Raw genomic sequence first — 21614 nt, 5'->3', positions numbered from 1 at the left:
TTCATCACCTGCTCCGAATTTATCATTGAGCAGGTATTTTTAGATAATCAGAACATCGATGCTAGGTGTGGTTCGCTAGACGCTTACAAAGAGATAGAGTTATACCGGTAGTTTAATCCCCAATCTAGCTGTAGAGATTGGTATATGAAGTTCATTTGATAATCAATATCTATCGATTCAAAATCTTCTTTAATATAATCTTGGGAACCATTTTGTTTCAGCCAAGAAATTTGTAGCATTTGATTGGCATCGGGCGACACTCTGTTTTCAAGGCGTGCCATTATGCGTGAGTCTGTTCGCTTTAAATCATCTGAGAATGAAATGTTTTCGTTGGTTTCATCTATAACACCTCGGTAGTTTTGACCAAGTGTTGAGTGAGTAACGTCCCCCTGTAGTAGCGCAGACCACTCATCATTAGGGGTAAAGTCAGCCCGAAAACCTAAAGAATTTTGTTTAGTTGTATCGTTAGGTGCGAGTAAGATCCCTTTTTTTGATTCATTCGCATCTTTTACATGACCATACACACGGTAGCTGCCTATGTTACTTATATCACCACCGTAACGAAGATTTGCATCAACATTTATTTGATTACCAGTTGTTACGTTTGCGTATCCACCGCGAGTATCAATACTGTTTTTAGTAATGATATTAATCACGCCATTATTTGCGTTACTACCCCAAAGTAATCCGCCTTGTCCGCGTATTACTTCAATGCGTTCAATGTCATACAAAGGAACGTTGAGTGTTTCCCAATAAACTGCAGCAAATTTTGGGGTATATAAGCTTTGTCCGTCAATCATAACCAATAGTTTGCTAGAAAATCGAGAGGCAATACCTCTTGATGAAATAGCCCATTGATTGTTATCGAGCTGACGTACAATTAAACCAGGCACCATTTTCAGTGCTTCAGGTACTGATGTAGCACCAGAGTTAGTAATTTGTTCTTTACTTAATACATAAATAGATGAAGCGGTATCAAATGCTGATTGCGCTCTTTTCATCGCAGAAGTTGCTTGTACATCCATGCCCATTAAAGCATCAAGATCGAGGTCTTCATCTTCAAACGGCTCGGCCGTTAAGAGAGGGCAAACAAAAAGTAATGGCCAAAACAAACGTTGTGATATTTTCACCCAAAAGTCTCCTGCGCAATCAAAAATCAAAAACAGTCTTTGTTTTTGTAATACATGTGATATCACACAATATTAACATACATTAACAGTGTAAAAGCATAAATGAGATTAAATCAAGGTAACTAATTTTGTAGTAGTTGAAAGGTCTAATTTCGCCCAATTGAACTGTAAAAATATAGTTAAATGAACTTTATAAGTATATTTATTAAAGAGTCAGTAAAATGTAAATAGCTGATAGTTATATGTTTATATACGACTTAAAATTTAGTCTATTTCAGAATAACTTCAAAGTATTTATGGTTATTAAATATTTAATCTTAACTTTTTCGTGTCATGCTTCTCAAAGCAATATTAATTATATGGGCACAATTTATACCTAGCCCTGTGTTATCTGCGATTGTGGTTTAATTATCTTTGCTTTTGTTAAAGCTATATAGAATACTTAAATTTGCTTGGTTTTGCTTTAAAGGCACCAAAGTATGATAAAAAATGAATTAATTAATGTAGAAGAAGTACTCGATTTAATGCTTGATGCCGTTTGTGTGGTAGATAAACAAGGCACATTTGTTTTTGTAAGCGCAGCATTTGAGCAAATTTTTGGTTATACGGCCGACGAAGTTGTAGGCAAAAAGATGATTAACTATGTTTACGAAGGTGATCATTACAAAACGCATAACGCCGTAACTTCGCTATTGTCTGGCGAAACGGTAAACCCTCGCTTTGAAAACCGCTGGATGAGAAAAGATGGTCAAATAGTCCATATATTATGGTCTGTTCGTTGGTCAGAGCAACATCAAGTAAGAATTGCAGTAGCGCACGATATAACTGAGCGAAAAGTAATGGAAGAGCAGCTCCAGTACATGGCTCGGCACGATGTGTTAACTGGTTTGCCTAATCGCTCTTTATTAATGGAGCGATTAGAAAAAGTAATTATTAGTGCAACTACAAACAACACATTTTTTTCTTTACTGTTTATAGACATAAATGGCTTTAAAGCAGTAAACGACACCCACGGACACGAAACTGGCGATAAGCTTTTATGTGCTATAGCAAAAAGGCTTTCAGCGTCGGTTAGGCATTACGACACAGTAGGGCGTTTAGGTGGAGACGAATTTTTAATTATTTTAGATAATTTAAGTTCTAGCCACGAAACCGTCAGAATAAAAAATAAAGTCCTCACTGAGTTTAAAGCTGTCTTTAAGTTAGATGACGTACTACTAAATATTTCCCCCAGTATTGGCATTGCAAACTACCCAGAGCACGGACAAACAGATCATGAACTTATAAAATATGCTGATCAAGCTATGTACAAAAATAAACAACAAGGCTTAGATAACGTAACCTATTTACCTTAAAAAATTATGCTGAACTACCACCTTAGACAGCTCATCTTCACAACGCCCTTAACTACAATACATTACTTACCGCCACATTTTTAATAGCGGTTTTCCAGCGCTGCGTTAAAAATCTATAAATGCTCTTACAGCAGTTTGTAGGTAGTTCCTTGATAAATAAACTGCACAAGTTATGTCTGGGTGATAATGAAGGCAATTACCGTATAGGCAGTAATACATTTTTTACTAATGATGCAGGCGAAAGCAAAGTTTCGGTCACTGATTACGCAACAGCAATGGTTGATGTAGCGCAAAATGCAGCACACGTAAATCAGCATATTAGTATTGCCTACTAATATGGTTACTAATCAAAAGCGTTTGATTATTTTGATATAACAATACTGGCTCACAAGGCTAAAATAATTTAATCTGAGCGTATTAATTCTTATTAAATTATTTGCCTTATGAGCCTTCTTTTTTCTCTTGCGTTAGCAAGCCTTCCCGCTTTACCTGAGCCTGTTGCAAATAATGCTGTGGCTAAAGTTATTGTAAAAAACCAGCCCTACTTTTTAAGCTTTATGGGGCTGGGGCGCGATAAACAATACTCGTCAGTGCATAACAAAGTGTGGACGCTTAAAGTTGGCGATTCACAGTGGCAATCTAAAACTGGTGTGCCTTCAAGCTTGCCATTAAAAGGGCGCTTAGCAAGCACCGCAGTCGGCTTAGGCGAGTACGCTTATGTGTTTGGCGGCTATACGGTAGCAGAGGATCATACTGAAGTTTCAAGCCCCGACGTATATAGGTACGACGTAATAAAAGATACCTACACTCATCTTGCGAGCATGCCAGTACCCGTAGACGATAGCGTAGCGCTGAGCTACAAAGCGCGTTACATTTATCTAATTAGCGGTTGGCATAACGACGGCAACGTAAACTTAGTACAAGTATACGACACGCAAAATAATACATGGCAACAAGCCTCGCCATTTTTAGGTGAGCCTGTATTTGGCCAAGCCGCTGCTATTAGTGGTAACACCATTGTTATTTGTGATGGCGTTAAAACACAAGCTAATCCTGATTCGCGTCGCTCGTTTGCAGGTGTAGCACAGTGCTTAAAAGGCACAATAGATTCAACTAACCCACAAAAAATAGATTGGCGTACCTTGCCACATCCAACAGGCACTGCTCACTACCGAATGGCAGCCACCAGCTATAATGGCAATATTTATATGATGGCAGGCTCTAATAACCCATATAACTACAGCGCAATAGGTTACGACGGCAAACCTGCACCAGCAAGTGACCATGTTTGGCGCTTTAGTATCAAAAAAAACGAATGGCAGATTTTATCCCCAGTTGAAGTAAAGAGCATGGATCATCGTGGCTTACTTGAGCACAGTGGGGTTTTATATCGAATTGGCGGCATTGATAATAATCAGCAAGTAAGCGCTAACGTGCTCGGTTACGAGGTTGAAAAGTGAACACTCTTTACATTACAGGAGCGGGAGTCAGCGCAGCCAGTGGTATTCCCACCTTTAGAGGGGAGGATGGTTATTGGACCATTGGCAGTAAAAATTATACGCCTATGGAAATGGCAACGCGCGCAATGTACCAAAACGCCCCAAAAGAGTTTTTAGCATGGTATTACCATCGCTTTGCAACGTATCGCAACCATGGCCCAAACGACGTACACCATTGGCTAAGTGACAAAAACCTAATTACTCAAAACATAGATGGGCTTGATGGCAAAGCGGGTAACAAAAATTACATAGCGATACACGGCAGGCTTGATCAAATGACCTTATTTCATGAGCAAGGTGAGCCTGTCACGCCACTTGCCACCCCGTGGGATAGTGTAGACGAAAGCCGCCTGCAAGAGTCTCTTTTTGAGCTATTTAATATTCAAAACCAAACGCCTGAGCTAAACCATTCATTTAAGCCCTTTGTTTTATTATTTGACGAATACTACACCGAGCTTTACAGAATAACACAAGCACAACAGCGTATGCTCAACGCCGATAAAATTGTATTTATGGGCACCTCGTTTAGCGTCAATATTACGCAAATGGCAATTGAAATAGCCCGAAATTACGACATTCCTGTTGAAGTGGTTGACCCTGAACCTGCACATATTTTGCACGCTAACGTCACATATAAAAAAATGAATGCATTAGATTACATTCAATCTAATTAATAAGTGCTATATTTTAAAGGGGTTGGTAATGTTTTCTTAAATATTACAATCTCTTTATATAATATTAACGAGTCAAAAATGTTATTATTATCCTGATTATAACAATACTAAAGAGATCTGAATGAGCGACTTAACTGCAATAGCAAACTTGTCCATTTTACTTGTAGAGCCTTCGGAGGTTCAGCAAAAAATAATAATAAAATCGCTTTTAGAAAGTGGTGTAAAACAAGTTGAAACTGCATCTACACAAACACAAGCGCTTAGCTTATTAGCAAGTTATCACCCTGATCTAGTTATAAGCTCTATGTATTTATCTGACGGGACAGCCGATTCACTATTGCAAGAAATAAGATCAAACCTTATCACCGAGCATCAACCTTTTATGCTTATATCGAGCGAGCGTAATAAAAAATACCTTGAGCAATTACGCCAATCGGGTGTGCTGGCTATTTTGCCTAAGCCTTTTAGCGCAAAAGCCATTACCCGCGCACTCAAAGCAACCCTCGATATCATAAGCGAAGAAGAAGTAGAACTTGATCATTTTGACGTAACGCTGCTGCGAGTTTTAGTGGTAGACGACAGCCGCTTTGCGCGTAAACACATAATACGCGTACTTGCGGGTATGGGAATACCTGCACCAATAGAAGCTGAAAACGGTAAAGAAGCTATTGAGCACTTAAACAACCAACCGTTTGACTTAATAGTAACCGACTACAACATGCCAGAAATGGACGGACGGGAACTAACAGAAGCCGTTAGAAGCTCAAATAGCTACTCACATATTCCTATTTTAATGGTGAGCTCAGAGGCAAACGACACTCACCTAGCTAACATTGCTCAAGCGGGAGTTGATGCTATTTGTGATAAACCGTTTGAACCGGCCACAGTGCGAGAATTATTGTTTAAAATAATGTCTTAAAAGTTAGTACAAGCGTAGGACGGTTATTATTTGGCCTACGCTCATCTTTAAAATACATTTACTATTACAGTTTTCCTAATCTATAAATGAGTAATGCAGTTTTTTTAATGTTTTTATCAAGGCTGGTTAAATCGGCTGTTTCGTTTTTAGTATGCGCGCCGCTGCCCATCAAACCTAAACCATCAAGTGCCATATCAACATGATTTGCCGCAAACGAAATATCAGCCGCACCTGCATTGCGTGGATTGGCGGCTACTACTTTGTTGAAGCCTAAGTCGTGGCTTGCGTCGCTGTATAATTCTAATAGCTTTTTATTGCCATCAGTTAATGCCATTGGCGGGTAACCGTCTTCAAAAATAAGCTCTGCTCTACTGCCATCTAAGTTTTTAGCCACAATTTGTAGCATAACCCTTTTAGCGCTTTCTACCTGCTTTGGCGAAAGTGCGCGTAAATCACCTGCAACATGCACGGTTTGTGCAATTACATTGCTTTTACCAAACGCCGTTGCTGACGAGTTAGCACTGTCGTAGTCGGCATTGGTACCGCCCACAATAAGCCCTGGGTTAAATGTTAAATTAGGTTGCGTGGCAAGTTGCTCTCTAAAATCATTTAAAATGCGTGATGCTTCGTAAATAGCGCCATAACCAACGCTGTCGCTAAATATTTGCGACGAATGCGCTGCATTTGCCGTTACATTTAGCGTCCAGCCGGTATAACCACGGCGCGCCGCCATAGCTGTTTTTATATTGTTATCGCCATTTTCATAGCCAAGCGCTACGTCAGCCCAAATTGCTGCATCAACAATAGCTTGTTTAGATAAGCTAAGTGGGCGACCGCTGCTTTCTTCATCGCCAGTCAGCAATACTTTTATGCTTACATTTTCGAGTAAATTAAGGGCTTGTAAGCTTTTAAGTGCGGTAATTATTATCGTGTTACCGCCTTTCATATCGGCAACGCCTGGGCCACTGGCTGTATCGGCATCAAGTTGTTTGTAGGTAGTAAAGTTATCGTTTTTGGCAAATACCGTATCTAGATGGCCGATCATCAGTATTTTTATTGCATCGGGGTTTTTACTCTCATGGGCTGCTAATACATGACCTGCGCGGTTAAACGCACTGCCATCCAGCCATTCTACTTTAAAACCTATGGCTTTAAGCTGCTCGCTTGTCAGCGCACCTACTTTTTTTACACCTTCAATATTAAGCGAACCGCTATTAATATTTACGGCTTGCTCTATTTCTTTAAGTGCTTGGGGAATGTTTTTATCGACCTGTTTTACTATTTCACGCTCGTTTTTATCAAGCGCCGCATGGCTTGTAAGCGGTAAGGTACTAGCAAGTGTGAGGATAAGTGCATGGCTAAATTTTAAAAATGACATAACAGCATAATAAGTGAGAAATAAGAGTATTTAATATGAAGTAAAAATACACAGGATTCAATAGAAGGTGATTGTGATTTTTAACTAATTTTATAAGCAATAACGAGTTACAAGTTTAAGAGTTTTGGGGTGTACGCGTTGTTGGTTTAAACACAGATATTTAAAATATAACCTTTTAACTAACAACCAAGCTGTATAAATAAACAACGATTTGTCTGGTATTACTGATCTCCACCATTTTGGGGTTTTGCTGCATTTAGAAAAGGTAAGGCGAAGCTAACTAACTGTTTACAGTTGTTTATTTTATAGCTAGGATAAAATCATTGTAATATAAAGACATTTGTCGGTTTGTAAAACGACAAATGTCGTAGACTAAATTGTCAGGTGTAAACGGATATCATCAAGTATATGGATATTTTCAAAGGTATAGATTTCAATGATTCGTTTGTTCTCGGTTGGAGTTCAAATACAACTGAAATCACATTCAAAATTGAGGCTAGCATTTGGCCTGATTCACCTCATTATCTAAATCCAAAACCTGATGAATATACTTGCTACCGTAAATGTGAAATTCAATTTACGGGTTTTACTTCATATTCAGGGCTTGTTGAACAAAGTAGTGTTAAACCAAACAATGATATAGATGGTTCATTTGATTATGGCAATATAGACTCGTTAATTGAAACAAATCAGGGCTTTAAGGTTGTAGGTGAGTTTGGTAACTTAGAAATTATAAACGGCAAAGTTCAGTTAAAAATTTACACATAACAAGAGAATGAATAGTGATTCACTTTAGTTTGTCATTTTTAGTTGCAAACGACGCAATAAAACGGCCAAACTAGCTCACACATTATTCAGGCGTTGAGGCTGTAGAATTACTATTTTTCAAGAAAAACAGCCTCGTTTATGGGCTCCAAATGTATTACCTAATGCTTTAAAAACGCTTATAGTTAATTGCAGGAGCTAGTTTTTTAATTGAATTTGGCTGTTGGAGTTATTCTACAGTCTAGTTATAGGTTCAAGATGACTTCACACAGAGATTTAAATCCCACACATGAAATTGCTGTTCTAGATTCATATAAGAATCTCCTTTCATCACAAGGTAAAGTACTTGAATTAATTAACAGACCAGATCCGCCTGATGCAATTGTAAAGATTGATGGCGTAGATACTTGGATAGAAATAACAGATGCACATTTTAGCCAAGAGACTGCAATCAGCATAACTTCTCATGCCGCAGATGATAAAGTTCACATATCGTCAAAAGGCGATTTAGTTGGAGATTTTGATTCAATTACTAATGGAAGAGTTGAGTCAGCAATTAAAGCTAAGTTACAGAAGAAAACAATGCAAAGCATTGCTACATTAAATAAACCAGGGATATTACTTGTTGGGTTATATGGGCCATTCTTTGACATACTTCAGGTTGAAAGTAATTTTTCTGATGAATTTAAAGCTGAGTTAAAGACCCAGAATATTTTTAGTTCTATTTATGTTTATCAAACCTGTAACCAAAACACTCATGCGTGCCATAAAATCAAATGAAGCAATACTCTGTCGTAAAAGTGATATCTCTTAATAAAAAATTTATCCATTCAGAAAAAAGCTTTGGCTCTAGAGTTCCTCAGGTCGGTGATATTGGAACAATAGTTGAAGTTTATGATGGAGCCTTTGATATTGAATGTAGCGATGAAAATGGTGTTACCATTTGGCTTGAAGTATTTGAACCTAGTGATGGAGGTTTAGAGTTACTGTATATATAACAAGCTTTTATTAATGCTGAATATTTTCCCTTCATTCTATCTAGCCGGTATTTAGAATTAACAACCATCAGGTTTAATACCATTAGCATTAAACCTGACAGCTCAAACTCAACCAATCAACGTTAATTAGTCGGCATTAAATAAATCTCACGTACGCTGTTGCGCTGGTTTGCTTCAATGGCAAAGAGTACGGCGTCGGCTACATCTTGTGGGTCGAGTTTGTCGGGTTTAGCTTCATCAAAAAATGGGGTGTTTACCATGCCTGGTGCTATGGTTGTGCAGCGGCCATTCCATTCGCTCATTTCCTCAGCTAAGTTTTGTCCAAAGCCATAAGCAAACCATTTAGTTGCACCGTAAATAGAGCCACCAATTGGCTTACGGCCAGCGGCAGAGCTGGTTAATATAAAGTGACCTTTATTTTGGCGTAAATGCGGCAGTGTTAGTTTTGCAGTCCATAGCAGCGCTTTAATGTTTATGTCGATCATGGTTGACCACTCATCTGGGTCACCTTTTTCGGTGCCAGCGGTTGAAACACCCATGCCTGCGTTAGCAAAGGCTACATCCAATCGGCCAAACTTTTCAATGCCTTTTGTTACTACGTTTTCAAGTGCGGTAAAGTCTGTGGCATCTGCAGCTACGCTAAGTGCGTTATTTGAGCCTAATGATTCAACTAATTTAGTTAATTTGTCTTCGCTTCTGGCGGTTAAAATGACTTTGTGGCCATTGTTAACCAGCGTTTTTGCGGTTGCTTCGCCAATACCGCTTGAAGCACCTGTAATGAGGACTATTTTTTCTTTCGCCATGATTATTTCTCCTATGTTTACATATTCAAAATTATGAGAATAGTTTTACTAATGAGTGGGTCTTAAATGTATTTCTCTGATGTTATTACGCTGATTTGCCTCAATGGCAAATAGCACAGCATCGGCAACATCTTGCGGGTATAACTTGTCAGGTCTTGCTTCATCAGTAAAAGGGGTATTTACAGCGCCAGGGGTGATGGTTGTACAACGCCCATCCCATTCACTAATTTCTTGTGCTAGGTTTTGAGAAAAACCATAAGTAAACCATTTGCTTGCACCGTATATAGAGCCTTTAACAGCTCTGCGACCAGTTGCTGAGCTAGTAATAATAAAGTGTCCTTTGCTTTGGCGTAAATGCGGCATTGTTAGTTTTGCAGTCCACAGTAGGGCTTTAATGTTTATGTCGATCATGGTTGACCACTCATTGGGGTCGCCTTCTTCAACCCCTAAAGTGTCTAGCCCTTTACCTGCATTAGCAAAGGCAACATCTAAACGACCAAATTTTTCAATGCCTTTAGCAACTACGTTTTCAAGCGCGGTAAAGTCGGTTGCATCTGCGGCTACGCTAATGGCGTTATCTGAGCCCAATGACTCTACTAATTCAGTTAATTTATCTTCGCGTCTAGCGGTAAGTATTACTTTATGACCATTGTTAACCAGCATTTTTGCGGTTGCTTCGCCAATACCACTTGAAGCGCCGGTTATGAGTACTATTTTCTCTTTTCCCATAGATAACCTCTTTTGTGAACATTGTAAGCTTAAAATAACCATACCAATAAACGATTAACCTATATTGAATAGGCGCTATAAATTAGCCGTAAATAGGTGGGCTCTACGTATCAAAAACCATAGTTTTAACGGTATTTTTAAAGTTGAAATAAGTGATTAAAAAAGATAGGTTTAAATTTTTTATTCTATATACTCGCGCCACTTCTTTTGAAGTCGGTTTTATTAGATTTAACCATTATTTTGCTGAGTGTCAGCAATATTTATCGGAACAAACATGAAAGATAAACTTTTAGCGTTTTGGCAAAGCCATTCAGAAACAATCATCACTTTAGGGTACAAAGTGATTTTAGCGTTGGTGATTTTAGTTGCGAGTGCCTTAATTGCACGCTCGGTTAAAAAAGCGATTAAAAACTCTAAATCGCCATTAAAAAGAGTAGATAGTACGCTACTCCCGCTTTTATCGAGTATTGCTGGTTATTTAGTTTATATAATTGGCGGGCTATTTATTTTAGATATTTTTGGCGTTAATACGGCAAGCTTAATTGCGCTAATGGGCGCTGCGGGTTTAGCGATTGGTTTAGCCCTTAAAAATACGCTGAGCAATATTGCTGCGGGTATTATGCTGCTAATACTCAGACCTTTTAAAATAGGCGACTTTGTTGATGCCAGTGGCACACTTGGTACTGTGAGTGAAATAAACCTATTTACCACTATTTTTAAAACCACCGACGGTCTTTATATAGCATCACCTAACGGCAAAGTGTGGGGTGGTAATATTAAAAACTTTACCCGTAATGGCAAAAGACGAATGGACATAGTGGTGGGTATTTCGTATGCCGACTCTATTGATGTTGGCTTAAATGTACTCAAAGAATTAGCTGCATCAGAGAGCCGATTACTCGCAGAGCCTGCACCTAAAGTAATGGTGACATCAATAGGCGAAAGCGCAGTAAACATTCAATTACGTGCGTGGGCTGTTAATGGTGATTATTGGCAAACTGTGTGGGATTTAAATAAACGTGTTAAAGAAGCTATTGAAGGCGCAGGGCTGAGTATTCCGTTTCCGCAGCGTACGCTGCATATATCTGAGTCTATGGCATCGGCCATAACTGTTAACAAAGATGCTTAAGTATGTATTAACATAAACATAAATAAAAATAGCGAGCCTTGGCTCGCTATTTTTGTATTAGCCTTTGTGTAGGCTGAGGTATTAACCTTCTAATTGAAAGTCGTACACTGAGCCTAAATTAAGTAGTTGTGTAAGCTCATCAAGTGCTTGGTAGCTTTCGGTGAGTAGGGCTAAATCTGCAAAGTCACTTGCGCCTAATTTGTCGCGGTAGTTACGTTTTGCCCAGTCACACAGTTGTGTGTATTTAGTATCAGTTAAAATAACCTCAGGGTTTACTGCAGCAAGTTCTTGCTCGTTAAGGGCTACACGTAAACGCAAGCAAGCTGGGCCGCCACCATTTTGCATACTTTGGCGTAAATCAAAAAACTGCACTTGGTTTACTGGGTTATCAGCCATAATCATTTCTTCAATGTAGGCGTTAACCGCGCTGTTGCGTTTACACTCTTGTGGTGCCACTAACAGCATTGAACCATCTTCAAGGCTCACTAACTGGCTATTAAATAAGTAACTACTTACAGCATCGGAAATACTTACTTTGTCGGTAGGTACTTCAATAATGTAAAATTCTTTATTGCCTACATACGCTTCGCGAATATCTTGCAGTGCCAGTGCTTGGTTTAAAAATGCTTGCTGGTGGCACAGTAATACGTTGGCGTTACCTACTGCAATTACATCGTTATGAAACACGCCTTGATCTATTACGTCTGGATTTTGCTGTAGTAAAATTTGGCTTGAATCTTTTAAGTTATGTAAACGGCAAATTGCTTCTGAGGCTTCGAGTGTTTGCCTTGCAGGAAATTTAGCTGGTTTTGGTAATTGGCTGTTAAACGCGCTGGCACCAAATACAAACATTTCAAGGCCTTGCTCGCCGTGGCTGTCACAAAAACGAGTATGGTTTGCTGCACCTTCGTCGCCAAAAAAGCCTTGGTCTGGTAAATGGGTATGGTGCGCAAAGTATTTGTCGTTATTAAACATCGCTTTTAATAAGCGCGTAGTGGTTGCAGGCTCTAATGAACGATGAAACTTATTATTTAAATTAGCTGAAGTAAAATGTACTTTGCCGTCGGTTGTATCAGGAGATGGCGATACCGTAGCGGCATTGGCTGTCCACATTGCTGACGCTGAATAACACGCGCGTAATAAAATAGGATCTGCTTTAAATGCTTTGTGAATTACTTGTGCATCATTACCGGTAAAGCCTAAGCGGCGCAGTACGTTTAAGTCGGGGCGCGCATGAGGGGCAAATACACCTTGAGTTAGGCCTTTGTCGTGCATGGCTTTCATCTTTTCAAGGCCTTGAAGCACAGCCTCTTGAGGATTTGAAAAGCTTGCTGCGTTATTTAACGAGGCAACATTACCATACGATAAACCAGCGTAGTTGTGAGTAGGACCAACTAAGCCATCAAAATTAACTTCCAAAGCGTGCATACACGTTCCAACTAAAAATTTTCAATAGGATGCAACAATACAACGCAATAGGGCTGCTTGCAAAGTTATAAACGCAGTGTTTTTACTAATTTTTTCGATGTTTTTAAATGTGGAGTTTATTACAAGGGGGTTGTTTTTATATTGAACGATTAATTTGAAGTTTAATTAAAATGTACACATAAATTTCATAGTGTGCAAAAGCTTAGCCTAAAGTAGGTTTTTACATTTAAGCTTTATGCCAAGCCTTTACACAATACGATGTTACTTAACATAAACGCGCTCTTTGTCAGCGGTGGTATGGGTATTTGTTGGATCATTAACTTGCCAAACGCTAATATCTAAACGCCATAAAAGGTAAAGGGTATGGTATAAGTTGAACATGGTTTTTCCTTGGTATTTTCACTGAACACATCAGTTTATTGGAAGAAGTATGCCAACATTAACTTGAATATTTTATGAATATAAATCAGGTATTTAGTATTTAAGTGTAAATACGTACTAAAGGATTAGCACCAAAGCGGTGAAGTATTTTTAAAATATGCACCAGTGTGGTGTGTTTTTAACAAAAAGCCCTGCAACTATTAGGTCACTTAAATGTGCAAGGCTTTTTAAAAAATACAGTCACTCAAAAAGCAAATTAGCGGCCTACTTTTCCTTTTACTAAAGGCTCGAACGACATTACTTTAAACTTACCGTGGCTTTGATTTTTGCCATTATTAAGTACAGGCGAATTATGTAAGTCGTCAACGGTAAAGTATATTTTATGATCGGGTCCGTAGCTAAAGCCATCAGGCCAGCTCAAACGTTCGTCTTTAAATAATACTTCGTAGTCGCCAGTGGGTTTAACTACGCCAATTGCGCCATTGGTTATGTCGGTTACATATACGTTACCGCCGCCATCAACAATAATACCATCTGAAATTGGCTTAGTGCCGTAACGCGTAACTTTGTCTTCAAGCGCTTTACCCGAAAGGCTCTCGTTATTTATATCGCTGGTGGCAATGCGGTAAACCGACGTACCCGACATTGAGCCAAAGTAAAGCCAGTCTTCGTTAGGGTCAAGCGTAATAGGGTTAACACCTAAGCGGGCTGGTTGTCCGCCAAGGCTCATTATGCGCCCATCAATAACCATATCGATATTTTCGGCGGTGGTGTAATGGCTATTTTGTAACACTCTGCGTGCGACACCTGTTTTAAGGTTTACCGTAATAATAGCGGCTTGGCTGCCTTGGGCTGTGTCGGCAATGTATACAACGCCATGTTTATTATCGATGACTAAATCGTTTAAAAACGAGGTGTCGGTAATGGTTGGTTTAGCCAGATAAATGATTTTATGTAGTTGCTCTTTGTTTGTATCCCAACCTACTAAGCGCCCAGCGTGATCGGGCCCTGAAGTGTCGAGCATCCATAATACACCATCGCTTGATACGTTTATGCCAAGTACGTCGTAAAAACCTTTACCGTTATTGTACGCGTATGCCCACTCTTCATTAGGATAGGGCTTAGTTGTACCATCGCTTAAAAGCTCCATAATTTTTTGCTTTTGGCCAAAAAAGCCATGCACAGATAAAAACTTTCTGCCCGATGGGGTAATAGCAATGTTGCCCGGAGGGTGCTGCGCATCAAATGTGGCTACTGTTTTTAAATCAGCATTTTGATTATCGGTATTAGCAGATACGGCGTTGCTACCTAAAAGAGCCGTGCTACACGCCGCTGCTAATAGTAGTTTTTTAATATGAGTCATTTTTAAAACCTTTTAAAATACGTTTATTGTTTAAAAATTAAGAGCCTAATCGGCTAAGTCGTTTACTACTAAATCGAGCAGCTGCATCAACTGTTTCGCTTGTGTTGCATCTACACTATCAAATTTACATAAAATATTTTTAGGAATATCGGCTGCTTTTAACTTAAGTGATTGGCCATGCTTGGTTAGCTGAACTAGGCGTTTGCGTTTGTCGTGCTCATCTTTAATAACAGCCAGTAATGATTTGTCGCTCATTTTTTTGAGTATTTGGGTCATTGCACCGCCATCTATCGCGGTTTTATCTATTAGCTCTGCAATTGTTATTTCGTCTTGCTCCCACAGCGCCATCATTACTACGTATTGCGGATAAGTTAAATTTAGCTCGTTTAAAGGCTCGCGATACGCACGCGCAATGCTGTTAGATGCCATATATAACCGATGACATAACTGATTTTTTAACTTTAATTGCTCAAACGGCATAACGTTATCCTTTATTTCGATACATGGCATTTTAATTTGCATGCAAAGTATTTGCAATCTCTAATTACTTGTTCTATTATTTTGCATACAAACTAAATTAATTACTAAACTTTGGAGTTCATTATGAATGTATTACAAAACGTAGCTTATACAGCAAAAGCAACTGCAACTGGCGGCCGCGAAGGCGTAGCTAAATCTGATGATGGTCGTTTAGATGTAAATTTATCAACACCTAAAGGTTTAGGCGGAGACGACGGTCAAGGTACTAACCCTGAGCAATTATTTGCCGCAGGTTATGCCGCGTGTTTTATTGGCGCACTAAAATTTGTAGCAGGTAGCGAAAAAATAGATTTACCAAGCGACACACATATTGACTCACAAGTATCTATTGGCGCGATTGAAGGCGGTTTTGGTATTGCAGTAAAACTTGCTGTATCACTAGGTGATATGGATAAAGCTGCAGCGCAGGAGCTTGTAGATAAAGCGCACCAAGTATGTCCATATTCAAACGCAACACGTGGCAATATTGAAGTAGAGCTTTCAGTTATTTAATTAATTGCTAAGTTAACTAATACTGTAATAGCCCAGTGGTTTTGCCACTGGGCTTTTTTGTGCGTGGAGTTTAATAAAAATGAGTCGTTAAATAAACATACAAAAAATCATATATTCACTATTCCATATATTCTGTTTTTGTTTTATTGTATGTGCAATAAAACTGCGAGGACAATATGGAACAATTCAACCCACTTCAATTTTATAAATGCCTAGCGGACGATACGCGTTTAAAAGCAATGCTGCTCATTAGCCATCAAGAAGAGCTATGTGTATGCGAACTGGTTACTGCACTTGAGCTAAGCCAGCCTAAAGTGTCTCGCCATTTAGCGCAGTTAAGACAATGCGGATTGTTGAGCGACCGTAAACAAAATCAATGGGTTTATTACAGTATTAATAAAGCCCTACCAGAGTGGGCTAAAAATGTATTAACGCAAACGCTTACTGCTAACCCTTCATTTTATGAAAACGATTTAACGCGCTTAAATGTTATGGGTAATCGCCCTGAACGTATTACTAGCTGCTGTAACTAACTTATTAAAGGTATTTAATTATGACTATTAAAGTAGGTATTAACGGTTTTGGCCGTATGGGACGTTTAACTCTGCGTGCAGCAGTTGATTGGCCAGAAATAGAGTTTATTAAAGTAAATGATGTAGCGGGCGATGCTAAAACACACGCACATTTAATTGAGTTTGACTCAGTACACGGGCGCTTAGCACAACAGGTTTCTAGTGATGATAATAGCTTTAGTGTGGGTAAGCATACGATTGCAGTTACCAACAACAAAGCCATAAACGAAACTGATTGGTCTGATTGCGATGTAGTAATAGAAGCCAGCGGTAAAATGAAAACCACAGAGCTGTTAAATCAATATTTAGCACAAGGCGTTAAGCGTGTTGTGGTAACCGCACCTGTAAAAGAAGACGGTATTTTAAATGTAGTAATGGGTGTAAACGATGATCTTTATAACCCAAGTGAGCATAAAATTGTTACAGCGGCTTCGTGTACTACTAACTGTTTAGCGCCAATTGTAAAAGTACTGCAAGAAAAAGTGGGCATTAAGCACGGCTCAATGACTACTATTCACGACATTACCAATACCCAAACTATTATTGATGCCCCTCATAAAGATTTACGCCGTGCGCGTTCGTGCGGTACAAGTTTAATTCCTACTACAACCGGTAGTGCAACGGCTATTACGCATATTTTTCCTGAGCTTAAAGGTAAATTAAACGGCCATGCCGTGCGTGTACCTCTTACTAACGCATCAATTACCGATTGTGTTTTTGAGCTTGAGCGAGGTGTTACACAAGACGAAGTAAACACGTGGTTTAAAGACGCTGCAAATAACGAGCTACAAGGTATTTTAGGCTACGAAGAAAAGCCGCTTGTATCTATAGATTACAAAACAGATCCGCGCAGCTGCACTATTGATGCGCTTTCAACCATGGTCATTAACAACACTCAACTTAAACTATACGCTTGGTACGATAACGAGTGGGGTTATGCAAACCGTACTGCTGAGCTAATGCTAAAAGTTGCACAAAGTGATTTGGTTTAATCTCGTTTAAAAAGGTTTAACGCTATGTTTGCGCAGTTGGCTAACTTACCGAGCTCTATAAAACAATATTTAATAATTACTAGTAACTATTGGGCATTTACTTTAACTGATGGTGCGCTACGCATGTTGGTGGTGCTGTATTTTCATCAGTTAGGTTATGGTGCATTTGCAATAGCCATGTTGTTTTTGTTTTATGAAATATTTGGTGTGATCACCAATTTAGTAGGTGGTTGGCTTGGCGCGCATTTAGGGTTGAACAAAACCATGAATGTAGGGCTTGGGCTACAACTTGTCGCTTTAGCCATGCTTTGCGTGCCAGGGGATTGGCTAACCGTTGCCTATGTTATGGCAGCGCAAGCACTGAGTGGCATAGCAAAAGACTTAAATAAAATGAGTGCAAAGAGCGCCATTAAGTATTTAGTACCACAAGACGATGCAGGGCAAAGCCAATTATATAAATGGATTGCCATACTTACCGGCTCTAAAAATGCTTTAAAAGGGGTGGGCTTTTTTTTAGGCGGCTTATTACTAACTGTATTTGGTTTTGTGGGGGCATTAATAAGTCTAATTATTTTACTTAGTGTTGCGTGGGTTATTAGTTTAATTTTTTTAAAAGGCGATATTGGTAAAGCTAAAAACAAACCTAAGTTTAAAGAATTATTTTCTAAATCGCGGGCAATTAACTTACTTAGCGCAGCGCGTTTATGCTTGTTTGCGGCGCGCGATGTATGGTTTGTGGTTGCATTGCCGGTTTACTTAGCCGCTCAGTTTAACTGGGATCACTGGTGGGTCAGCGGCTTTATGGCTTCGTGGGTAATTGCTTATGGATTGGTGCAATCGCAAGCACCGCGAATAACTGGGCAAGGAGATTCAACTTCACATTCGGTCAAAAAAGCATATTGGTGGGTTGCTTTATTAAGTGGCGTAACTGGCATTTTAGCGTTGTTGATGCAATTGGATATAGCGGTACATTTTACGCTTGTAATAGGCTTACTTATTTTTGGTGGAGTATTTGCTGTAAATTCATCGCTGCATAGTTACTTAATAGTAAGTTTTGCAAAAAACGATGGAGTGTCACTCGACGTTGGCTTTTATTATATGGCCAATGCGATAGGGCGTTTGCTTGGTACGGTGCTTTCTGGTTGGTTTTTTCAAGTATATGGGCTTAGTGCGTGTTTATGGGTAAGTGTGTGTTTATTAGTTTTAGCCGCAATTACAACAGCACGGTTAGCTAAACTTTAAAAACCCAACGTATTGTATTAAATTCAATTTGTTTAACGATATTCATAGCTTCATTGATTAGATCTACTAAACTGTATCAGTAGTTTTAATTTAAAGGGTGTAATGAATGCGAGAAATATCGTTAGCAAAAAAGTTACTCTGGCTTAGTGTCGGTAGTATATTTATAACTGTACTAGTGCTATCAGGCATTTTGTGGTGGCAGTTATCATCAAGTAATAAGCAGTTAGCGACTAAATCTGAAGAGTACATTACTGTAGAAGTAGAAGAAAAGCTTAATGCTCATGCAGCTGGATACGGAGAAAAAATTGCAGGCTTTATTAATGAAGCTTACCGCATTCCTTATTCATTAGCGGCTTTATTAGGTGACGCAGCAAAAAGCGAAACCCTTAGCCGCGATACGGTAGTAAGTATAAACCGCTCGATGTTAGAGCAAAATACTTTGCTTTCTTCTATATATTCGCAATTTGAGCCTAATGCTTTTGATGGGCAAGATTCGAGCTTTAAACAAGGTTACAAACATTCGGTTAATGGTAATGGCACCTTAGAGGTGTATATTACTCGCGACCAAAACGGCACTATTGAGCAGCAAAAAGTAGCCAACGCTGCCGATAAATATATTACCTCTTTAAATGAATTTGGTATTCGTGAAGCGCATTGGTATTTGTGTGCAAAAGACACGTTTAAGCCTTGTATTATGGAACCGTATTTATACGAAATCCCATCGGGCGATTCAGTAATGCTAACTTCGTTAACTGTGCCTATTTTAAAGTCAGGTCAGTTTATTGGTTTAGCTGGCGTTGATTTAACGCTCCCAACTTTTCAGGGCTTAACCGAAAAGCTGTCGAGCGAGCTTTACAACGGCCAAGCAAAAGTAACACTTTTAAGTGATATAGGTTTAATTGTAGGCAGCAGTCACTATAAATCTAAATTAGGCCGCCCATTTAAAGAAGCGGTTAGTAGCAACACTTACAGTGAGCTGGTTAAATTTAAAGGCCAACATGGTCTCTTTAAAACGCCTAGCGAGTATTTAGTTAACTACCCAATTAATATAAAACTAGCTAACACTCAGTGGTCATTAATCATAGAAGTACCTACAGAACTAGCACTTGCAGGGCCTGAAGCGCTAGAAAAAAACATGCAAGAAACAGCAACATCACTCAGATTTATTATTTTAATAACAGGCTTAGTAATTGCTGTGGTTGCTTTTGTTATTATGAAATTAGTAATAGCAGGTGTAATAGCGCCGCTACAACAAATTCAACAGCGGGTTGATAACCTCGCAAGTTCTGAAGGTGATTTAACACATACATTGCATGTTGATAGTCACGCAGAGCTTATTGCATTAGCTGGTGGGTTTAATCGATTTTTAGCAAAGCTACGTGATTTAATTTCTGAGCTTAAAACGGTGTCTGATCAAACCAAGCAGCAAGGCGAAATAGCACAACACATAGCTATTGATACAAAGCACAATGTGCAATCTCAATTTCAAGAAATTGAAAGTGTGGTAACGGCTATGAACGAAATGAGCGCAACAGCACTTGAAGTCGCCAGAGCATCAGAGCAATCAGCCCAACAAGCCGATGAAATAAATAGCTTGGTAGTGAGCAGTGAGTCGAGCTTATCTTCAGCGATGACGCAAGTTAAAACGATGTCTGAAGAAATTAAAGAAGCTAACCAAGCCGTTGAAAAAGTCGCTTCGCGTAGTAAAGATATTACGCAAATATTAGATGTAATTCGTACTATTTCAGAACAAACAAATTTACTTGCACTTAACGCTGCTATTGAAGCTGCGCGCGCTGGTGAACATGGGCGCGGCTTTGCTGTTGTTGCCGATGAAGTACGTGCACTTGCTTCTAAAACGCGTTCATCAACAGATGACATAAGCCAACTAATTGATAGTTTATTATCTGAAGTAGGTAACGCATCTACCGTTATTGAAAAAGGCGTAGTACGTGCACAAAATGCCGTTGATGAAACATCAGTAGCTTTTGATGCTCTGCACAGTGTTGTTGTTAAAGTTGATGAAATAACCAACCAAATTACACATATTGCCACCGCTGCTGAAGAGCAAAGTTTAGTGACTGAAGAAATAAACCGTAATTTAACGCTTATATCTGATGCCGCATCGCAACTTGCTGACTTATCTACACAAGCAGGGGATAGCAGCGAAGCGCTTAATGCACTTGTTGCCCAGCAAGATAATGAACTTAACAAGCTTAAAACGTAACTTACAAATTAAGCTTTAAGCACAAAAAAAATGGCCAGTTAATACTGGCCATTTTTATTTAGTAGAATAAATGTAACTTGTTGAGAATGCTCGATAACTGCTATTTATAACTTTTTAATCAACATAAACATTTGGTTGATCATTGGCTCAGCAAATTGCCCTACATTAGGACGATTAAAATAACCGCGTAAACCTGTAAATTGCACTTGAAAAAAGCGCGCATATTCAACAGCGGTCAACGTGTTACGTAACTCACCTTTGTTTATTGCTTGGGTAAATAATTGCGTTAAATAGGCTTCAAATTGAGCCGTTAAATCTAAGCTTAGCTCATACAGGTTTGAGTCTTTTTCTGCAAACTCGCTGTTTGCTTTAACTAGCATACAAATAGCGCTTGGACTGCAATCTTTTGTTTTAATTACCACGTTTTCAACAAACGCACGTAATCCACCAAGTACTGTATCGGCACTTGATAAAAACCCTTCTATTTGGGTTTTCATTTGTTCGGTGTAATCTTTCAGCGATTCGCAATATAGACCTTCTTTAGAGCCAAACGCAGAGTAAATACTACCTGGGCGCATATTAACGGCTTCTTGTAAGTCACGCGTTGAGGTTGCATGAAAACCTTTTTGCCAAAATAGCTGACTAGCAACGCGAACTACATTCTCGCGTTCAAATTTAACCTTATTAGCCATATCATTCTCAATCAATTTGAACATTTGCTCAATTTTAACTTGAACAGTCGCTCAAAATCAAATACTATGTGTCTCGAAGTTACTTAAAACTATTAATTATTAGGAGCTAACCATGGCCGAATTTACTTTATACACTCAAGAAAACGCACCAGAAGAAGCAAAACCGTTACTAGCTGATTCAGTAGCAGCATTTGGTATGCTTCCTAACTTACATGCAGTTGCGTAATACCATGATGCCGATCGCTCAATACCATTCAAGCCGATCACTTTTTTGTCTGTCAGTAGACCTCAGTAAAATCTAACTTG

The 21614-nt window shown here is 39.0% G+C and carries 21 protein-coding genes and 2 pseudogenes; 15 read left to right on the top strand and 8 right to left on the bottom strand.

What is annotated here, in order from left to right:
• Nucleotides 1–89: 89 nt before the first annotated feature.
• Nucleotides 90–1130: pseudogene (locus GQR47_RS19180) on the bottom strand (TonB-dependent receptor plug domain-containing protein); the annotation flags it as partial.
• Nucleotides 1131–1609: 479 nt separating this feature from the next.
• Here GQR47_RS19180 and GQR47_RS19175 point away from each other — a divergent pair.
• The 5 genes from GQR47_RS19175 to GQR47_RS19155 all read left to right on the top strand — a co-directional run bounded on the left by GQR47_RS19175 (nt 1610) and on the right by GQR47_RS19155 (nt 5577).
• Nucleotides 1610–2485 carry a sensor domain-containing diguanylate cyclase gene (locus GQR47_RS19175; protein WP_024603384.1) on the top strand — a complete coding sequence of 292 codons (876 nt, stop codon included), beginning with the start codon at nt 1610–1612 and terminating at the stop codon, nt 2483–2485.
• Nucleotides 2486–2634: 149 nt separating this feature from the next.
• Nucleotides 2635–2820, top strand: coding sequence for an epimerase (locus GQR47_RS19170; RefSeq protein WP_024594980.1), 186 nt, complete (start codon nt 2635–2637; stop codon nt 2818–2820).
• A 108-nt stretch (nt 2821–2928) separates the two neighbouring features.
• Nucleotides 2929–3945: a kelch repeat-containing protein gene (locus GQR47_RS19165; RefSeq protein WP_154902982.1), complete on the top strand. Its 1017-nt coding sequence runs from the start codon at nt 2929–2931 to the stop codon at nt 3943–3945.
• A complete protein-coding gene (locus GQR47_RS19160; protein ID WP_024597449.1) occupies nt 3942–4658 on the top strand; it encodes a Sir2 family NAD-dependent protein deacetylase in 717 nt (238 codons plus the stop codon). The genes GQR47_RS19165 and GQR47_RS19160 overlap by 4 nt, the downstream gene beginning before the upstream one ends.
• A 121-nt stretch (nt 4659–4779) precedes the next feature.
• Nucleotides 4780–5577 carry a response regulator gene (locus GQR47_RS19155; RefSeq protein ID WP_024597448.1) on the top strand — a complete coding sequence of 266 codons (798 nt, stop codon included), beginning with the start codon at nt 4780–4782 and terminating at the stop codon, nt 5575–5577.
• A 64-nt stretch (nt 5578–5641) separates the two neighbouring features.
• On the opposite strand, the gene GQR47_RS19150 is transcribed toward GQR47_RS19155, so the two are convergent.
• Nucleotides 5642–6955, bottom strand: a complete 1314-nt coding sequence (locus tag GQR47_RS19150; protein ID WP_024597447.1) for a M20/M25/M40 family metallo-hydrolase — start codon at nt 6953–6955, stop codon at nt 5642–5644.
• Between the two features lie 408 nt (nt 6956–7363).
• On the opposite strand from GQR47_RS19150, the gene GQR47_RS19145 reads away from it, so the two are divergent.
• The 3 genes from GQR47_RS19145 (at nt 7364) to GQR47_RS19135 (ending at nt 8718) form a co-directional block, all read left to right on the top strand.
• Nucleotides 7364–7723 carry a hypothetical protein gene (locus tag GQR47_RS19145; protein WP_024597446.1) on the top strand — a complete coding sequence of 120 codons (360 nt, stop codon included), beginning with the start codon at nt 7364–7366 and terminating at the stop codon, nt 7721–7723.
• A 255-nt stretch (nt 7724–7978) separates the two neighbouring features.
• On the top strand, nt 7979–8500 hold the full coding sequence (locus GQR47_RS19140; RefSeq protein WP_024597445.1) for a hypothetical protein: 522 nt from the start codon (nt 7979–7981) through the stop codon (nt 8498–8500).
• Entirely contained in the window at nt 8497–8718 is a 222-nt protein-coding gene (locus tag GQR47_RS19135) for a hypothetical protein (RefSeq protein WP_024597444.1), read from the top strand. Before GQR47_RS19140 ends, GQR47_RS19135 begins: the two co-directional genes overlap by 4 nt.
• Nucleotides 8719–8840: 122 nt before the next feature.
• Here the strand turns inward: GQR47_RS19135 and GQR47_RS19130 are convergent, their stop codons facing one another.
• Both GQR47_RS19130 and GQR47_RS19125 read right to left on the bottom strand, forming a co-directional pair.
• Nucleotides 8841–9521 carry an SDR family oxidoreductase gene (locus tag GQR47_RS19130; protein ID WP_024597443.1) on the bottom strand — a complete coding sequence of 227 codons (681 nt, stop codon included), beginning with the start codon at nt 9519–9521 and terminating at the stop codon, nt 8841–8843.
• A gap of 48 nt (nt 9522–9569) precedes the next feature.
• Entirely contained in the window at nt 9570–10250 is a 681-nt protein-coding gene (locus tag GQR47_RS19125) for an SDR family oxidoreductase (protein ID WP_024597442.1), read from the bottom strand.
• Between the two features lie 274 nt (nt 10251–10524).
• Here GQR47_RS19125 and GQR47_RS19120 point away from each other — a divergent pair, with 274 nt between their 5' ends.
• A complete protein-coding gene (locus tag GQR47_RS19120) occupies nt 10525–11379 on the top strand; it encodes a mechanosensitive ion channel domain-containing protein (protein WP_007586226.1) in 855 nt (284 codons plus the stop codon).
• Between the two features lie 81 nt (nt 11380–11460).
• On the opposite strand, the gene astB is transcribed toward GQR47_RS19120, so the two are convergent.
• The 3 genes from astB to GQR47_RS19105 all read right to left on the bottom strand — a co-directional run bounded on the left by astB (nt 11461) and on the right by GQR47_RS19105 (nt 15031).
• Nucleotides 11461–12807: an N-succinylarginine dihydrolase gene (astB, locus tag GQR47_RS19115; RefSeq protein ID WP_024603627.1), complete on the bottom strand. Its 1347-nt coding sequence runs from the start codon at nt 12805–12807 to the stop codon at nt 11461–11463.
• A gap of 637 nt (nt 12808–13444) precedes the next feature.
• Complete coding sequence (locus GQR47_RS19110; protein WP_154902981.1) at nt 13445–14551, bottom strand: L-dopachrome tautomerase-related protein; 1107 nt, start codon at nt 14549–14551, stop codon at nt 13445–13447.
• Between the two features lie 45 nt (nt 14552–14596).
• A complete protein-coding gene (locus tag GQR47_RS19105; protein ID WP_024595413.1) occupies nt 14597–15031 on the bottom strand; it encodes a MarR family transcriptional regulator in 435 nt (144 codons plus the stop codon).
• A gap of 123 nt (nt 15032–15154) precedes the next feature.
• Between GQR47_RS19105 and GQR47_RS19100 the strand changes: the two genes are divergently transcribed.
• From GQR47_RS19100 to GQR47_RS19080, 5 genes are all read left to right on the top strand, one after another.
• Complete coding sequence (locus GQR47_RS19100; protein ID WP_024595412.1) at nt 15155–15583, top strand: organic hydroperoxide resistance protein; 429 nt, start codon at nt 15155–15157, stop codon at nt 15581–15583.
• 176 nt (nt 15584–15759) lie between these two features.
• Nucleotides 15760–16116: a metalloregulator ArsR/SmtB family transcription factor gene (locus GQR47_RS19095; RefSeq protein ID WP_024595411.1), complete on the top strand. Its 357-nt coding sequence runs from the start codon at nt 15760–15762 to the stop codon at nt 16114–16116.
• 20 nt (nt 16117–16136) lie between these two features.
• Complete coding sequence (locus GQR47_RS19090) at nt 16137–17147, top strand: ArsJ-associated glyceraldehyde-3-phosphate dehydrogenase (protein WP_024595410.1); 1011 nt, start codon at nt 16137–16139, stop codon at nt 17145–17147.
• Nucleotides 17148–17171: 24 nt separating this feature from the next.
• The gene (gene arsJ, locus GQR47_RS19085) at nt 17172–18389 is read left to right on the top strand and encodes an organoarsenical effux MFS transporter ArsJ (RefSeq protein WP_024595409.1); all 1218 of its coding nucleotides are present in this window, start codon (nt 17172–17174) and stop codon (nt 18387–18389) included.
• Nucleotides 18390–18495: 106 nt separating this feature from the next.
• Nucleotides 18496–20616: a methyl-accepting chemotaxis protein gene (locus GQR47_RS19080; RefSeq protein WP_024595408.1), complete on the top strand. Its 2121-nt coding sequence runs from the start codon at nt 18496–18498 to the stop codon at nt 20614–20616.
• A 104-nt stretch (nt 20617–20720) separates the two neighbouring features.
• Here GQR47_RS19080 and GQR47_RS19075 read toward each other — a convergent pair whose 3' ends face one another.
• Nucleotides 20721–21308: a TetR/AcrR family transcriptional regulator gene (locus GQR47_RS19075; RefSeq protein ID WP_024595407.1), complete on the bottom strand. Its 588-nt coding sequence runs from the start codon at nt 21306–21308 to the stop codon at nt 20721–20723.
• A 112-nt stretch (nt 21309–21420) separates the two neighbouring features.
• On the opposite strand from GQR47_RS19075, the pseudogene GQR47_RS19070 reads away from it, so the two are divergent.
• A pseudogene (locus GQR47_RS19070) lies at nt 21421–21528 on the top strand (carboxymuconolactone decarboxylase family protein); the annotation flags it as partial.
• Between the last annotated feature and the right edge of the window lie 86 nt (nt 21529–21614).

It is taken from the genome of Pseudoalteromonas sp. Z1A2, from assembly GCF_011378755.1.
GTDB classification, from domain to species: domain Bacteria; phylum Pseudomonadota; class Gammaproteobacteria; order Enterobacterales; family Alteromonadaceae; genus Pseudoalteromonas; species Pseudoalteromonas distincta.
Note: the sequence above shows the minus strand (reverse complement) of the source record. Positions and strands in the feature narration are given on the sequence as shown.

Coding starts and splice junctions, on each gene's coding strand:
- GQR47_RS19135 (WP_024597444.1), top strand. CDS start 8,497: ATGAAGCAATACTCTGTCGTAAAAGTGATATCTCTTAATAAAAAATTT.
- astB (WP_024603627.1), bottom strand. CDS start 12,807: ATGCACGCTTTGGAAGTTAATTTTGATGGCTTAGTTGGTCCTACTCAC.
- GQR47_RS19155 (WP_024597448.1), top strand. CDS start 4,780: ATGAGCGACTTAACTGCAATAGCAAACTTGTCCATTTTACTTGTAGAG.
- GQR47_RS19100 (WP_024595412.1), top strand. CDS start 15,155: ATGAATGTATTACAAAACGTAGCTTATACAGCAAAAGCAACTGCAACT.
- GQR47_RS19165 (WP_154902982.1), top strand. CDS start 2,929: ATGAGCCTTCTTTTTTCTCTTGCGTTAGCAAGCCTTCCCGCTTTACCT.
- GQR47_RS19150 (WP_024597447.1), bottom strand. CDS start 6,955: ATGTCATTTTTAAAATTTAGCCATGCACTTATCCTCACACTTGCTAGT.
- GQR47_RS19145 (WP_024597446.1), top strand. CDS start 7,364: ATGGATATTTTCAAAGGTATAGATTTCAATGATTCGTTTGTTCTCGGT.
- GQR47_RS19140 (WP_024597445.1), top strand. CDS start 7,979: ATGACTTCACACAGAGATTTAAATCCCACACATGAAATTGCTGTTCTA.
- GQR47_RS19090 (WP_024595410.1), top strand. CDS start 16,137: ATGACTATTAAAGTAGGTATTAACGGTTTTGGCCGTATGGGACGTTTA.
- GQR47_RS19125 (WP_024597442.1), bottom strand. CDS start 10,250: ATGGGAAAAGAGAAAATAGTACTCATAACCGGCGCTTCAAGTGGTATT.
- GQR47_RS19080 (WP_024595408.1), top strand. CDS start 18,496: ATGCGAGAAATATCGTTAGCAAAAAAGTTACTCTGGCTTAGTGTCGGT.
- GQR47_RS19095 (WP_024595411.1), top strand. CDS start 15,760: ATGGAACAATTCAACCCACTTCAATTTTATAAATGCCTAGCGGACGAT.
- GQR47_RS19175 (WP_024603384.1), top strand. CDS start 1,610: ATGATAAAAAATGAATTAATTAATGTAGAAGAAGTACTCGATTTAATG.
- GQR47_RS19075 (WP_024595407.1), bottom strand. CDS start 21,308: ATGGCTAATAAGGTTAAATTTGAACGCGAGAATGTAGTTCGCGTTGCT.
- GQR47_RS19120 (WP_007586226.1), top strand. CDS start 10,525: ATGAAAGATAAACTTTTAGCGTTTTGGCAAAGCCATTCAGAAACAATC.
- GQR47_RS19105 (WP_024595413.1), bottom strand. CDS start 15,031: ATGCCGTTTGAGCAATTAAAGTTAAAAAATCAGTTATGTCATCGGTTA.
- arsJ (WP_024595409.1), top strand. CDS start 17,172: ATGTTTGCGCAGTTGGCTAACTTACCGAGCTCTATAAAACAATATTTA.
- GQR47_RS19130 (WP_024597443.1), bottom strand. CDS start 9,521: ATGGCGAAAGAAAAAATAGTCCTCATTACAGGTGCTTCAAGCGGTATT.
- GQR47_RS19110 (WP_154902981.1), bottom strand. CDS start 14,551: ATGACTCATATTAAAAAACTACTATTAGCAGCGGCGTGTAGCACGGCT.